This is a genomic window from Pseudarthrobacter enclensis (assembly GCF_001457025.1).
Taxonomy (GTDB): domain Bacteria; phylum Actinomycetota; class Actinomycetes; order Actinomycetales; family Micrococcaceae; genus Arthrobacter; species Arthrobacter enclensis.
On record NZ_KQ758603.1, the window covers coordinates 303,617 to 317,347 of the forward strand.

General features: G+C 69.3%; 12 protein-coding genes. 5 read left to right on the forward strand and 7 right to left on the reverse strand.

Features of this window, described 5'->3' with window-relative positions:
* Positions 1–140 precede the first annotated feature (140 nt).
* On the forward strand, positions 141–512 hold the full coding sequence (gene nirD / locus AS031_RS13810; protein ID WP_058268728.1) for a nitrite reductase small subunit NirD: 372 nt from the start codon (positions 141–143) through the stop codon (positions 510–512).
* A gap of 75 nt (positions 513–587) precedes the next feature.
* Here the strand turns inward: nirD and AS031_RS13815 are convergent, their stop codons facing one another.
* Both AS031_RS13815 and AS031_RS13820 read right to left on the reverse strand, forming a co-directional pair.
* Positions 588–2,336 carry a phospho-sugar mutase gene (locus AS031_RS13815; RefSeq protein ID WP_176716549.1) on the reverse strand — a complete coding sequence of 583 codons (1,749 nt, stop codon included), beginning with the start codon at positions 2,334–2,336 and terminating at the stop codon, positions 588–590.
* Positions 2,337–2,406: 70 nt separating this feature from the next.
* On the reverse strand, positions 2,407–3,225 hold the full coding sequence (locus tag AS031_RS13820; RefSeq protein WP_058268730.1) for a purine-nucleoside phosphorylase: 819 nt from the start codon (positions 3,223–3,225) through the stop codon (positions 2,407–2,409).
* 106 nt (positions 3,226–3,331) lie between these two features.
* On the opposite strand from AS031_RS13820, the gene AS031_RS13825 reads away from it, so the two are divergent.
* The 3 genes from AS031_RS13825 (at position 3,332) to AS031_RS13835 (ending at position 5,350) form a co-directional block, all read left to right on the forward strand.
* A complete protein-coding gene (locus AS031_RS13825; RefSeq protein ID WP_058268731.1) occupies positions 3,332–4,747 on the forward strand; it encodes an NAD(P)H-quinone dehydrogenase in 1,416 nt (471 codons plus the stop codon).
* A 148-nt stretch (positions 4,748–4,895) separates the two neighbouring features.
* A complete protein-coding gene (locus AS031_RS13830; protein ID WP_058268732.1) occupies positions 4,896–5,165 on the forward strand; it encodes a hypothetical protein in 270 nt (89 codons plus the stop codon).
* Positions 5,165–5,350 carry a PspC domain-containing protein gene (locus AS031_RS13835; RefSeq protein ID WP_058268733.1) on the forward strand — a complete coding sequence of 62 codons (186 nt, stop codon included), beginning with the start codon at positions 5,165–5,167 and terminating at the stop codon, positions 5,348–5,350. Before AS031_RS13830 ends, AS031_RS13835 begins: the two co-directional genes overlap by 1 nt.
* Before the next feature lie 15 nt (positions 5,351–5,365).
* Here AS031_RS13835 and AS031_RS13840 read toward each other — a convergent pair whose 3' ends face one another.
* Genes AS031_RS13840 through AS031_RS13850 form a run of 3 tightly spaced genes read right to left on the reverse strand, consistent with a single transcriptional unit; the run spans position 5,366 to position 10,613 of the window.
* Positions 5,366–6,925 (reverse strand): FAD-dependent oxidoreductase, encoded by a 1,560-nt coding sequence (locus AS031_RS13840; protein ID WP_058268734.1) that lies wholly within the window; start codon positions 6,923–6,925, stop codon positions 5,366–5,368.
* Positions 6,922–9,135, reverse strand: a complete 2,214-nt coding sequence (locus tag AS031_RS13845; protein ID WP_058268735.1) for a molybdopterin oxidoreductase family protein — start codon at positions 9,133–9,135, stop codon at positions 6,922–6,924. Before AS031_RS13845 ends, AS031_RS13840 begins: the two co-directional genes overlap by 4 nt.
* Before the next feature lie 2 nt (positions 9,136–9,137).
* Positions 9,138–10,613 carry an MFS transporter gene (locus AS031_RS13850; protein WP_058268736.1) on the reverse strand — a complete coding sequence of 492 codons (1,476 nt, stop codon included), beginning with the start codon at positions 10,611–10,613 and terminating at the stop codon, positions 9,138–9,140.
* A gap of 277 nt (positions 10,614–10,890) precedes the next feature.
* Here AS031_RS13850 and AS031_RS13855 point away from each other — a divergent pair, with 277 nt between their 5' ends.
* Positions 10,891–12,303: an MFS transporter gene (locus tag AS031_RS13855; RefSeq protein ID WP_058268737.1), complete on the forward strand. Its 1,413-nt coding sequence runs from the start codon at positions 10,891–10,893 to the stop codon at positions 12,301–12,303.
* Between the two features lie 163 nt (positions 12,304–12,466).
* On the opposite strand, the gene AS031_RS13860 is transcribed toward AS031_RS13855, so the two are convergent.
* Both AS031_RS13860 and AS031_RS13865 read right to left on the reverse strand, forming a co-directional pair.
* On the reverse strand, positions 12,467–13,198 hold the full coding sequence (locus AS031_RS13860; protein WP_058268738.1) for a glutamine amidotransferase: 732 nt from the start codon (positions 13,196–13,198) through the stop codon (positions 12,467–12,469).
* A gap of 89 nt (positions 13,199–13,287) precedes the next feature.
* Positions 13,288–13,725 (reverse strand): YybH family protein, encoded by a 438-nt coding sequence (locus AS031_RS13865; protein ID WP_058268739.1) that lies wholly within the window; start codon positions 13,723–13,725, stop codon positions 13,288–13,290.
* Between the last annotated feature and the right edge of the window lie 6 nt (positions 13,726–13,731).

The window sequence follows — 13,731 nt, forward strand, 5'->3', positions numbered from 1 at the left end:
CGGGTTAGGTCTCTTTTACGCCCCGGACACATTCGCTGCACCCGGCCGAAACACCCCGCGCCTAGCGTGGAACACGGCCGGGAAGCCTCCGGCCACGCCACCCGCACCACCGAACATCAGCGCAGGGAGAGGAGCCGGACATGACGGCAACACTGGAAACCGGAACACTCGACGCAGCAGCGGACACGGCCGCGGGCTGGCACCGGGTCTGCAGGCTGGATGACCTGGAACCGTCCTGGGGCGAAGCGGCGCTCGTGGCCGGCCGCCAGGTTGCGCTGTTCCGCACGGGCGCCGGGGAGGTCTTCGCGGTGGCACACCAGGACCCGGCGACCGGCTCCCACGTCATGGCCCGCGGAATCCTTGGGTCCAGGGGTGCCCGGCCCACGATCTCCTCGCCCCTGCACAAGGAGGTCTACGACCTTGTCACCGGCGAGTGCTTCAGCACGCCCGGCCTGCGGATCGCCGCCTACGGGACCCGCGTCAGCGACGGGTTCGTCGAAGTCCAGCTTTAGCCCGCTGCACCGCGGACACCGCGCAAAAGAGGGGCGCCGCAAGGCGCCCCTCTTTTGCCGTTAGGGCCGGGCGGGTCAGAGCCCCAGGGCTTCGCTGACGTCGCGGAGGACCTCGTCCAGGGAGACCCGGGCGGCCTGCCTCGCCGCCGGAAGTTCGGCCGCTGAGCCTGCCTGGTGGATCACTTCGAGGTAGCACTTGAGTTTGGGCTCGGTCCCGCTGGGCCGGATGATCACACGGGTCAGGTCCCGGGTGACATACAGCAGGCCTTCGGTGGGTGGCAGGTGCCCGGACCCCTCGGCCAAGTCAGTGAACACTTCCACGCCGGACGCTCCGAAGGACTCGGGCGGTGATACCCGCAGCCGGTTCATCATGGCGTCCAGCAGGCCCAGGTCCGCGACCCTGATGCTCAGCTGGTCGCTGGCGTGCAGGCCGTGCTGCAGGTACAGCTCGTCCAGGGTGTCAAAGATGGTCTTGCCGTCGGCCTTGGCTGCAGCGGCGAGTTCAGCGATGAGGACCGCGGCGGAGATGCCGTCCTTGTCCCTGACGAGGTCCGGAGCGACGCAGTAGCCCAGCGCTTCCTCGTAGCCGTAGACCAGTCCCGGCACGCGGGAAATCCACTTGAATCCGGTGAGGGTCTCCTCGTGCGCGAACCCGGCCGCCGCGGCGATCCGGGCGAGGAGCCGTGAGGAGACTATCGAGTTGGCGAAGACCCCCGCCGTTCCGGCGTCCCCGGATCCGGCGGCCGTGGCCGCGTGCCGGGCAGCGACGTGGGCTCCCAGGAGGGCACCCACCTCGTCGCCGCGGAGCATCCGCCAGGTTCCGGTGTCGGGGTCCTTGGCGGCGACCGCCGCGCGGTCGGCATCCGGATCGTTGGCCAGGACGATGTCCGCGTCCAGCCGGTCCGCCGTTTCCAGTGCCAGGTCCAGGGCGCCGGGTTCCTCCGGATTGGGAAAGCTGACGGTGGGAAAGTCGGGGTCCGGCAATGCCTGTTCCCGGACCAGGGTGACATCCCGGAAACCTGCGGCGTTCAGCACGCCCACCGCGGTGTCCCCGCCAACGCCGTGCATGGGCGTCAGTACGATCTTCAGGTCGCGGGCCGGGAAGTGGTCCGGCAGGGCCAAGGCCGCGGTGGCCGCCTGGTAGCCGGCAGCGAGGGAGCCGTCCAGCACGGTCCAGCCGTCCGGCGCCAGCTCAATGGCCCTGTCGGCGGCTGCACTGATCCGCGCCGCGATGTCGGCGTCGTACGGCGCCACGATCTGCGCGCCGTTTCCGCTGGGCGCCACGGCGTGGCGGCCCAGGTACACCTTGTAGCCGTTGTCCTGCGGGGGGTTGTGGCTGGCCGTGACCATCACGCCGCCGTCGCATTCCAAGGCCCGGACCGCATACGCGAGCAGCGGGGTGGGCAGCGCTGAGGGCATGAGGAAGGTTTCGATGCCGGCGGCGGTGAAGATGGCCGCGGTATCTTCGGCAAACACGTCCGAGTTGTGCCGGGCGTCGTAGCCGACGACGGCGCGCGGCCGGGTTCCGGGGGCGGCCCTGCCTACGGTGTCGGTGAGGAAGTCCGCGAGGCCGCCGGCGGCGCGGCGGACCACCACGCGGTTCATCCGGTTCGGTCCCGGGCCCAGTGCCGCGCGGAGCCCTGCGGTGCCGAACTGGAGGGTCCCGCGGAAGCTGTCCTGCAGTTCATGGCCGGCGGCGGCGTCTCCCTTTTCGGCTGCAGCCACGAGCTCAAGGAGGACGGCGGCCGTTGCCGGGTCCGGGTCTTGGGCTGCCCATGCGCGGGCGTCGTTGAACAGGCGAAGATCGGCATCGGAAGACGTCATGGGCATAACGCTATCGTCATTGGCCCCTGCGGTGCCGCAAGGCGGTGCGCCGCAGGGGCCCCGGCGGGGGTCAGAGCCGGGCGATGATGCCTGCCAGCAGGGCCGAAATCCTCGGACCCGCCGCCTGCCCGGACTCCAGGACCTCCTGGTGGCTGAGGGGTTCGGGGCTGATGCCCGCGGCCAGGTTGGTGACCAGCGAAATGCCGAACACCTCCATCCCGGCGTGGCGCCCGGCGATGGCCTCCAGTGCGGTGGACATGCCGATCAGGTCCGCGCCGATGCGCTTGGCGTACTGGACCTCCGCGGGGGTCTCGTAGTGCGGGCCGGGGAACTGGGCGTAAACGCCCTCGTCCAGGCTGGGGTCCACTTCACGGGCCAGTCCGCGGATGCGGGCCGAGTAGAGGTCGGTCAGGTCCACGAACGTGGCGCCCTCCAAGGGAGACGCGGCGGTGAGGTTGATGTGGTCCTTGATGAGCACCGGCGTGCCGGGCGCCCAGTCTTCGTTGAGCCCGCCGCAGCCGTTGGTGAGGACCAGGGTCCCGCAGCCTGCTGCGGCGGCCGTGCGGATCCCGTGGACCACGGCACGGACGCCTTTACCTTCGTAATAGTGCGTGCGGGCGCCCAGAACCAAGGCTCGCTTGCCCTCCTTCGTCAGGATGGAGCGGATGGTGCCCACATGCCCTTCGACGGCGGGGGCGTGGAAGCCCGGCACCTCCTCCGCGGAGAGCGTCGCGGTGGTTTCGCCGATCAGGTCGGCCGCGCCGCCCCAGCCGGACCCGAGCACCAGGGCGACGTCGTGCCGGTCCACCCCTGTCTCTTCGGCGATGTAGTCGGCCGCGGCGCGGGCGGCGGCGAAGGGATCCGTGTTCAGGAAGTCTGTTGTACTCACTGGTACAAGGTATCCTGCCGGTTCCGCCGGGCCCACCCCCGGCGGCCGGGCGCCCGGAGAGCGGTTTCTTTGGTGGTCAGGCGCGGATGCGGGAGAATAGTCGTTTGTGACTACGCACCCTGATTTCAGTTCACCCCGGATCGCGATCCTGGGAGGTGGTCCGGGCGGATACGAAGCCGCCATGGTGGCTGCCTCGCTGGGAGCGCAGGTCACCATCATCGAGCGCGCCGGCCTGGGCGGATCTGCGGTGCTGACCGACGTCGTGCCGTCCAAGACCCTGATCGCCACGGCGGACCTGATGACCCGCGTCGCCGAGGCGGGGGAGCTGGGCGTGAAGTTCGACGTCGACGGCGGCGATTTCGTCCCGGTCATGCGGGCTGACCTCAAGCACATCAACGACCGGCTCCTCAACCTGGCCCGCAGCCAGTCCAAGGACATCCACGACGCCCTGGCCAGCCAGAACGTGCGGATCCTTGCGGGGTCCGGCCGGCTCGTTGACAACCACACCATCGAGGTCCTGACCGCGGACGGCACCGAAACGGTGGAGGCCGACACCATCCTGCTGGCAGTCGGCGCGCACCCGCGCGAACTGCCCACCGCCCGCCCTGACGGCGAACGAATCTTGAACTGGACCCAGCTCTACAACCTGGACGAGCTGCCGGAGGAACTGATCGTGGTGGGCTCCGGCGTCACCGGCGCCGAGTTCGCCTCCGCCTACAACGGCCTCGGTTCCAGGGTGACCCTGGTGTCCAGCCGCGACCGGGTCCTGCCCGGATCCGATGTGGACGCCGCCGTCGTCCTGGAGGAAGTCTTTGAACGCCGCGGCGTGCGCGTGCTGTCCCGGTCCCGCGCCGAGTCGGTGGAGCGGACGGACAACGGCGTGGTGGTCACCCTCAGCGACGGCACACAGGTCACCGGCAGCCACTGCCTGCTGTGCCTTGGCTCCATTCCCAACACCGCCGGCATCGGCCTGGAGGAAGCCGGCGTCGCCGTCAGCGAAAGCGGCCACATCAAGGTGGACGGCGTGTCCCGCACCAGCGCACCCAACATCTACGCCGCCGGTGACTGCACCGGCGTCCTGCCGCTGGCCTCCGTGGCCGCCATGCAGGGCCGGATCGCCGTGGCTCACTTCATGGGCGACGTCGTGACCCCGCTGAAGCTGCACCAGGTGGCCTCCAACATCTTCACGTCCCCGGAAATCGCCAACGTGGGTGTCTCGGAAGCCGACATCGACTCCGGAAAGTACCAGGGCGACGTCGTCAAGCTCTCGATGCGCAGCAACGCCCGGGCCAAGATGCGCAGCGCCAAGGACGGCTTCGTTAAGATCTTCGCGCGGAAGGGCTCCGGCACGGTGATCGGCGGCGTGGTGGTCGGCCCCAACGCCTCCGAGCTGATCTTCCCCATCGCCATTGCGGTCAAGCAGAAGCTGCACGTGGACGACGTCGCGAGCACCTTCACGGTGTACCCGTCCCTGACCGGCTCCATCTCCGAGGCCGCCCGGCGCCTGCACGTGCACATGTAGGGTCCGCGGCGGGGGAAGGAACTTCTGGACCCCGCCGCCGGCTCCTGCATAGACTCCTCAAAGGCCCGGCCGGGAATTCTGTCCATTGATTTCCCGGCCGTCCCTGCTTCAACCGGACTTTATCCGTGCGAGAACGCGAGGAGACACCATGGAACTGCAGGATGTCACGTGGAACGAGCAGGCGCGGGAGAAGATCCTGCTCGATGCCGACAACGCACTTCGGGACGCGGTGCGTGAGGCGGCCTCATCCCTGCCGGGAGCGGGCAAGGACGAGGTGTACAAATTCCTCTACGAGAAGCTGCAGCCGCAGTTCGTGGACTTCCAGCCCGGACCCGACCTGACCCGGTACGCCGAGGCCGTGGCAGGCGGGGAGCTTTCCGCGGACGGCGGGGACCGGCCGGACGGGACGCCGCAGTGATGTCCGGCGCGCTGGTCCGTCCGCGCCGCGGCAAACTGATCGGCGGTGTCTGCGCAGCACTCGCCGCCCGTTTTGGACTTCCCACGTTCCTGGTGCGGCTGGGGTTCGTGGTCTTCGGCCTGGTGGGCATTGGCGAGCTGGTCTACATCGCCCTGTGGATCATCATCCCGAAGGCCCCGGCGTAGGAGCCTGCCCGCGGTTCAGGGAACGGCAGGGGAGAAATGCTGCTCGATCAGGCCCCTGATGTCCTCATGGCAGCCCCCGCAGCCGGTCCCGGCCCGGGTGGCCTTGGATACTTCGGTGACGGTTGAGCAGCCGTCTTCCACGGCGCCCCTGATCGCCGTGCCGCTGACGCCGGCGCAGCGGCACACGGTCCCGGCCGGATCAGCCGCGGCGCTGCCGGGCAGCTGGTCCGGACCGTCGAGGCGCAGCAGGAGCGACCGGTCCGCCGGAAGCTCCGCCCTCCGCTCGAAGAGGCCCACCAGTTCGGCCGCCGTGCGTGGCATGCCCACGGCCACCAACCCCTCCAGCACTCCGCCGCGGGTGGTCATTTTGACGTAGCGGCCGTGTTCCGGGTCGGCCCACTGCGCCACCTGGAGCCGGGGCCGGCCGTTGACGGCGCCGGCGGTGAGGGCTTCCTCATCCCACGGGTCCGCGCCGTTGTCCCCGGCGACGGCCAGGGTCAGGCCGCGCGCCTTGAGGACGATCACGCCGGGCTGTTCGGCCTGCAGGTCCGGCAGCAGGTCCGCTTCCTCAACCGCGCCGGCCGCTAGTAGGGCCAGGTATTCGGCCAGCCATTCCGCCTGCCGCCAGCCCGGGCCCACCAGGCCGGAGGGGCCGGAGGCCGTGCGGCACACCGCGCAGCCGGGGTCCGGGCAGCGCACCTCGGCGCAGTCACCGATGGCGAAGATGTGCGGCTCGTGGTGTGCCCGCAGCCGGTGGTCCACCAGGATGCCCGCGGCCGTGGAGAGCCCACAGCCTTCGGCAAGTTCGGTGCGGGGACGGACGCCGCACGAGATGACCAGGAGGTCGCCGTCAATCGCCGAACCGTCGTCGAGCAGCAGCGCCGAGAAACCGCCGTCGGGCGCGTTGTGCTCCACGCCCGTGGACCGGGCGTTGCCGGCCATCCGGACGCCGCAGCGCCGCAGCCCTGCCGCCAGGACGGCTCCGCCACCCCGGTCGATGCTGCGGCCCAGCGGGTGCGGGCCGTTGTGGACCACGGTGACGGTGGCGCCCTCTTCCGCCGCGGCCAGCGCGGTTTCCAGGCCCAGCACGCCGCCGCCCAGGACCACCACCCGCTTGCCGCCGTCGACTGCCTTCCGCAGGATGTCGGCGTCGCGCAGGTCCCGGAGGGCCGTCACTCCCGCCGGCAGGACAGGAGAGGCGGGATCCGGGTTGATGCCGGTGAGGTTGGGGATCACCGGACGGGAACCGGTGGCGAACACCAGCCGGTCGTAAGGCACCGGGGGGCCTTCGGAGAGGAGGACCTGCTGGCGGGCGCGGTCCACGCGGCGGACGCGGGTTCCCAGCCGGACATCCACCCCGTCCGCGGCCAGCGCGCCGGCGTCGGACAGGACCAGGGCGTCGGCGGTGGTGCGGCCCACGCCGAGATCCGCCACGAGGACACGGTTGTAGGCGGCCTCGGTTTCCTGGCCCACCACGGTCAGCGATGCATGGCCGGCGCGGACGGCGGGCAGCAGCTCGTCCACCAGCCGGGCGGCCACCGGGCCGAATCCCACAATGACAATCTGCTCGCTCATGAGGCCTCCATCGTCTGAAGCACGGTGCCGGCGGGGGCCACGGCCACCGGCCGGACCCACACCTTGTTGGACTTGAACTCGGGCATCCCGGAGATGGGATCCGTGGACGCCTCGGTGAGCCGGTTGGCGCTTTCGAGTTCGGGGAAGTGGAACGGCAGGAACACCGTTTCGGCGCGGATGGCAGTGCTCAGTTCGGCCCGGCACACCACCTCGCCGCGTTCGTTGGCCACGGATACCGGGGCGCCGTCGGTGATGTCCATTGCGGCTGCTGCCGCCGGGTGGATCTGCAGGCGCGCCTCCGGCCGGGCGGCCAGGAGCTCGGCGACGCGGCGGGTCTGGGAGCCGGACTGGTAGTGCTCCAGGAGGCGACCGGTGATGAGCGTGAACGGCCGTGCCTCCGCTGCGGTACCGGCAGCGGGCAGGGCACCGGAGGAAGCGCGACGGCGGCCGGGAACCACGGGGGTGAGCACGGCCTTGCCGTCGGGGTGGGCGAAGCGGTCGCGGAACAGCCGGGGCGTTCCGGTGCCGCCCGCGGGGAAGGGCCAGTGCGCAGCCTCGCCGCGGTCCAGTATGGCGTAGTCGATGCCGGAGTAGTCCGCCAGGCCGCCGGCGGAAGCCCGGCGCAGTTCGTTGAAGACCGTTTCCGGGTCCTCGCTGTACGTGGACGGTGCCCCCAGCCGTTCGGCCAGGCGGGCCATGATCCACAGCTCGCTGCGGGCGCCGGGCGGCGGGGTCAGCGCCGGGCGCCGGCGCAGGACTCGACCCTCAAGGTTGGTCAGGGTTCCGTCCTCCTCGGCCCATTGGAGCACCGGAAGGATCAGGTCCGCTTCGGCCGCCGTCTCGGACATGAAGAAGTCGCAGACCACCAGGAAGTCCAGGCTGCGCAGGCCCTCAATGACGGCGGTGGCGTCCGGCGAGGCGACCACGATGTTGGAGGCGTGGACGAAGAGGCACCTCACGCCGTCGTCCTTTCCCAGCGATTTCAACAGCTGGACGGCCGGCAGCCCGGGACCCGGGATGAGTTCCTCGGGGACGCCCCACACGCCGGCCACGTGGGCGCGCGCGGCGGGGTCTGTGATCTTGCGGTAGCCGGGCAGCTGGTCCGCCTTCTGGCCGTGCTCGCGGCCGCCCTGGCCATTGCCCTGGCCGGTGAGGGTGCCGTAGCCGCTGTGCGCGGAGCCGGGGAGGCCCAGGAGCAGGCTGAGGTTGATCGCAGCGGTGGCAGTGTCCGTTCCGTCCACGTGCTGTTCCACGCCGCGGCCGGTGAGGATGTAGCTGCCGCCCTCGCGTGCCCCGGCGGCCAGCCTGCGGGCGGTTTCCCGGATCAGCTCTGCCGGGACGCCGGTGATCGTCTGGACGCGTTCGGGCCAGAAGGCGTTGACGCTGCGCACCACGGCGCCGTAGCCCGACGTGCGCTCCTCGATGTAGGCGGTGTCCACCAGGTTTTCGTGGATGACCACGTGGGAGATGCCCAGCAGCAGGGCGAGGTCAGTGCCCGGCAGCGGCTGGAGGTGGAGGCCGCCGCCGTCGGCCGTGAAGGCTGCCGTGGCGGAGCGGCGCGGGTCCACCACGACAAGCCCGCCGGCGTCGCGTGCGCCCTTGAGGTGCTGGACAAACGGCGGCATGGTCTCCGCCACGTTGGATCCGAGCATCAGGATGGTGGCGGCCGAGTCCAGGGCCTCGACGGGGAACGGCAGGCCGCGGTCGACACCGAAGGCCCGCATCCCGGCGGCTGCCGCCGATGACATGCAGAACCGACCGTTGTAGTCGATCCGCGAGGTTCCCAGGGCCAGCCGGGCGAACTTGCCCAGCATGTAGGCCTTCTCATTGGTCAGCCCGCCGCCGCCGAAGACGCCCACCGCGTCCGCGCCGTACCGTGCACGGGCGTCGCGGACGGCCGTGGCGGCGAGGTCCAGGGCCTGGTCCCAGCCGATGGGTCGGTGGATCCCGTCCGGGCCACGGAGCAGGGGCTCGTTGATCCTGCCCGGGTGGTTGAGGAGGCTGGCGGATGTCCAGCCCTTGCGGCAGAGGCCGCCGCGGTTGGTGGGGAACTCCCGGCCCTGTACGTCGAGGGGAACGCCCGGGGCGGTGGAAAGTGCCACCGGGACCGGCCCCGGCTGTGCAGCCGGGGCCGGTCCTGTGGGGGACGTGAGCGTCATGGCGCACTGCAGGGCGCAGTAGGGGCAGTGCGTGTCGGCGCTTGAGGTCATGGTCAGACGTGTCCCATCGCGTTTCGGTTGGCGTTGCGGATGTAGCAGGCCCAGCAGACCAGCAGCATCAGGGCGTAGGCGGCGACGAAACCGTAGAAGGCCGGTGTGTAGGAGCCGCTGGCGGTGTTGGAGGCGTTCAGGACCTGGGGGATGAGGAAGCCGCCGTAAGCACCGATCGCGGAGATCAGGCCCAGTGCCGAGGATGCCAGGCGCTGGGTGGCCACGGAGCTGGCGCCCTTGCGTGCTGCCCGGCTGTTGGTGGCGAAGATGACCGGGATCATCCGGTACGTTGCGCCGTTGCCGAAACCGCTGGCGGTGAACAGCATCAGGAACAGCGCCAGGAAGAGCCAGAAGTTCTTCAGCGGCAGCGTCCAGATCATGGTCAGCGTGATCACTGCCATGGATGCAAAGGCCGAGACGGTCATCCGGGCGCCGCCCATGCGGTCTGCCATCCGGCCGCCGTAAGGGCGGGCCAGCGAGCCCACCAGCGGGCCCAGGAAGGCGAGGGAGAGCGCCACGGTTCCCACCCCGATGGTGGAGAATTCGGGGAAGTAGTCCTTGATGAGCTTGGGGAACACGCCGGCGAAGCCGATGAAGGAACCGAACGTTCCGATGTACAGCAGGGCCATGATCCACAGGTGCGGTTCCTTGAGGGCGGCCACGGAGCCGGCCACGTCGCCCTTGGCGTTGGTGAGGTTGTTCATGTACTTCCAGGCGCCGAAGGCGGCGAGCAGGATGAACGGGACCCACATCAGGCCGGCCATGGGCAGGTTCACGGTGCCGGCGGCCAGGAGGGTGATGACAATGGGGACGGCGAGCTGCGCGACGGCGGCACCCAGGTTCCCGCCGGCGGCGTTCAGCCCCAGCGCCCAGCCTTTTTCCCGGGCCGGGTAGAAGAAGGTGATGTTGGCCATGGAGCTGGCGAAGTTGCCACCGCCGAAGCCTGCCAGGGCTGCCACCAGGAGCATCACGCCGAACGGCGTTTCCGGGTTGGAGACGCACAGCGCCAGGCCGATGGAGGGGATCAGGAGCAGCAGGGCGGACACGATGGTCCAGTTCCTGCCGCCGAAGCGGGGAACCATGAACGTGTAGGGGATGCGGAGGGTGGCGCCCACCAGGCTGGGCATGGAGATCAGCCAGAAGATCTCGGACGTGGAGAAGGTGAAGCCGGCGGCCGGCAGCTGGACCACCACGATGGACCAGAGCTGCCATACGACGAAGCCGAGGAATTCGGCAAAAATGGACCAGTTCAGGTTGCGGCGGGCGATGGAGCGGCCTGCGGATTCCCACTGTTCCTTGTTCTCCGCATCCCAGTTGGCGATCCAGCGGCCGGGGCGGAACTCGAGGGCGGGAGCTGTGGCGGTGCGGGCAGTGCCGGGCTGTGCGCTGGCGGATGCGGCTTCGGATCCCAGGGGCGATGCGTCGTCCAGGTCCAGGGAATTGCCGGTGCCGGCATCTGCGGTGCGGTCGACAGTCACGGGTTACCTCCTTTGGGGGGATGTTGTTCCTCCAAGGTAGGGATGGCGCGTTTCGCGGACCGACGCCTGATGTTAACGCGCTGTGACATTTGCCTATCGGCCGCCTGCGGGGGCCGTTAGGCTGGGAGGGCGCCCACTGGGTGAGACACACGCCACAGGTCCAAATGGTGGACCTTTTGTCCATTGACTGGACCGCGGGAACTAATATTGAACTCTAACTAATTCGCGCCGGGGCAGCCCGCTGTGTCCGGCCGGTTCCACACGAAAGCGTTTGCACATGTCTTCCACCGACACCTCCACGCTGCCCGGTTCGCCCAAGCCGGTGAACTCCCGCGGCCGCGTGATCGTCGCCAGCCTGATCGGCACCACGGTTGAGTTCTACGACTTCTACGTCTACGCCACAGCGGCCGTGCTCGTCTTCCCCCAGCTTTTCTTCCCGAGCGCCAACGAGACCACGCAGCTGCTCAGCTCCTTCGCTGTCTTTGGCGTGGCCTTCATCGCCCGGCCCCTCGGCTCCATCGTCTTCGGGCACTTCGGCGACAAGTTCGGCCGCAAGGGCACCCTGGTGGCATCGCTGCTCACCATGGGCATCGCCACCTTCCTGATCGGCTGCCTGCCCACGGCCCTGGTTCCCGGCTGGGAATTCTGGGCGCCCGCGCTGCTGGTCGTGATGCGCTTCGCCCAGGGCCTGGCGCTGGGCGGCGAGTGGAGCGGCGCAGCCCTGCTGGCCACCGAAAACGCCCCGGCCAACAAACGCGCCATCTACGGCACGTTCCCGCAGCTGGGCGCACCCATCGGCTTCATCATCGCCAACGTCATCTTCCTGGTGGCCAGCTACACGCTCTCCCCGGCAGCCTTCACCGCCTGGGGCTGGAGGGTTCCGTTCCTGCTCAGCGCCGTCATGGTGATCATCGGCCTGTGGGTCCGGCTCAAGCTGATTGAAACGCCGGCCTTCACCAAGGTCATCGAGTCCAACGAGGTGGCCAAGCTGCCCCTGGGCCGAGTCTTCAAGACCAGCTGGCGCCAGCTGATCCTGGGCACGTTCATCATGCTTGCCACCTATGTGCTGTTCTACCTGATGACCACCTTCACCCTGACATTCGGCACCCGTCCGGCCAGCCTGGACGCCGCCAAGGCCGCCGCCGAGAAGGCAGGCAAACCGATGAGCGAGGCGGCTGCGGCTGCCTTCGTACCGGGGCTGGGCTACACCCGCAACGACTTCCTCTGGATGCTGATTGCCGGCGTCGTCTTCTTCGGCATCTTCACCCTGGTCTCCGGACCCTTGGCCGAAAAGTACGGCCGCCGCAAGATGCTCATCGCTGTCACGGCCGGGATCTTCGTGTTCGGCCTGCTTTTCGTCCCGCTGTTCAGCGGCGGCTTCGTGGGCACCATGGCCCTGCTGATCATCGGGTTCTCACTGATGGGCCTGACCTTCGGCCCCATGGGTGCGCTGCTGCCGGAGCTGTTCCCCACGAACGTGCGCTACACGGGTTCGGCTGTCAGCTACAACTTCTCCAGCATCCTGGGTGCGGCCGTTGCGCCGTTCATCGCCGTGGCCCTCTGGGAAGCTGCCGACGGCAGCCCGGTGCTGGTGGGCATCTACCTGACCGCCATGGCCGTGCTCACCCTCGTTGCCCTCTTCGTGAGCCGGGAAACCCGCGACCTCGACTACGAGAACAACGTCGCCTGACCTCTCCCGTACGGTCCCGCCCGGTTACTGCCGGAAGGCCCGGCGCGCGCCCCGCAGTACAGGGGCGGGCGCCGGGCCTTCGCCGTTCCAGGTCACTGGTAACCGGGCGGGAGCGCACGACGGCGGGCGGCCAGTTGGGGCCGGATGGTCCAGGTACGCGGGTTCAGGCAGCGTAACGGGCCACGAAGTTGCGCAGGATGTTCATCGGTTCGGTCACGGTGAACTTCCGGGCGTCGGCCATCAGCTCCTCGGCGGACTCCGGCGGAAAGTAGCCGACATGGCGGTAGATATCGATTCGGGTCACCAGGCCCTCCGCATCCAGCTCAGGATGGAACTGGGTGGCGTAGAGGTTGTTGCGGATCCTGAACATCTGCACCGGGCAGGCGGCGGACCGCGCCAGCAGGACGGCGTGGCCAGGGAGGGTGCTGCACGCCTCCTTGTGGCCGGCGAAAGCCGTGAACGCCGGCGGCATTCCCTGCAGCAGCGGGTCCTGCAGGCCGGCGCCGGTCAGGCTGATCTCCACGGCAGCAAGCGGCTCGCCAAACGTCCGGTCGATCACCGCGCCCTGATGCCTGCCCAGCGTCCCCACCCCGTAGCAGGCGCCGAGGAACGGGAAATCCCGGGCAACCAGCTGGTCCAGCAGGCCTGACAACTCCCGTTCCACCCGGTGCTGGACGGGGCTTTTCCCTTCCTCGGGGTCGCTGGAGGTGAACGGGCTGCCGCCCACAATGACGCCGGAGTAACGGGACAGGTCGAGCTCGGGCAGGGGAGCGGCTTCAAGCCGGATCCGCCGCAGCTCCCGCTCCTCCAAGCCCCCGTACCTCAGGTACGCGGCGTACTCGTCATCGGCGGCGGCGTCTTCGGCACGGGATGCCAGGAGCAGGAAAGGCAGCACCTGCTAAGTCTGCCTGTTGTTGCCCGTGATGTGCCAGCAGCCCGGAGCCTGTGGCTCCGGGCTGCTGCAGTCGCGGTGCCAGGCGGCGGTCAGCCCGCGGCCTGCGACAGGGACCGACGTGACTGCGGACGGGCCGCCGGGTCGGCATGCCGGTGCACCAGCTTCCAGTAACCCTCTTCCCGCCGGAAGATGCTGGTTACACGGAGCGCGAACTCCTCGGTGGCAGCAGCCCCATCCAGCCGGGCGCGGAAATGCTCGGTCTCCACCAGGTAGGCGGTATCCCGTGCCGTGTACGAGGTGATGGTGTCGAAACCGAGCATCTCACCGTCCTGGAACTGGCGGGCTGCCTGGTCCAGGCGGGCCTCGACCTGCGCCCAGCCCCTGGCGACACCGCCAAACGGGTTTGCAAGCGTGACGTCGTCGAGCCGGGAGTACAAGTCCTTGATGGGCCCGGTGTTGCCGCGGGTGATTTCCGGAACCGCTTCATGGTAGCGGTCCACTTCTTCCTGGAAGCTGGGAGCAAGCATGGGTGC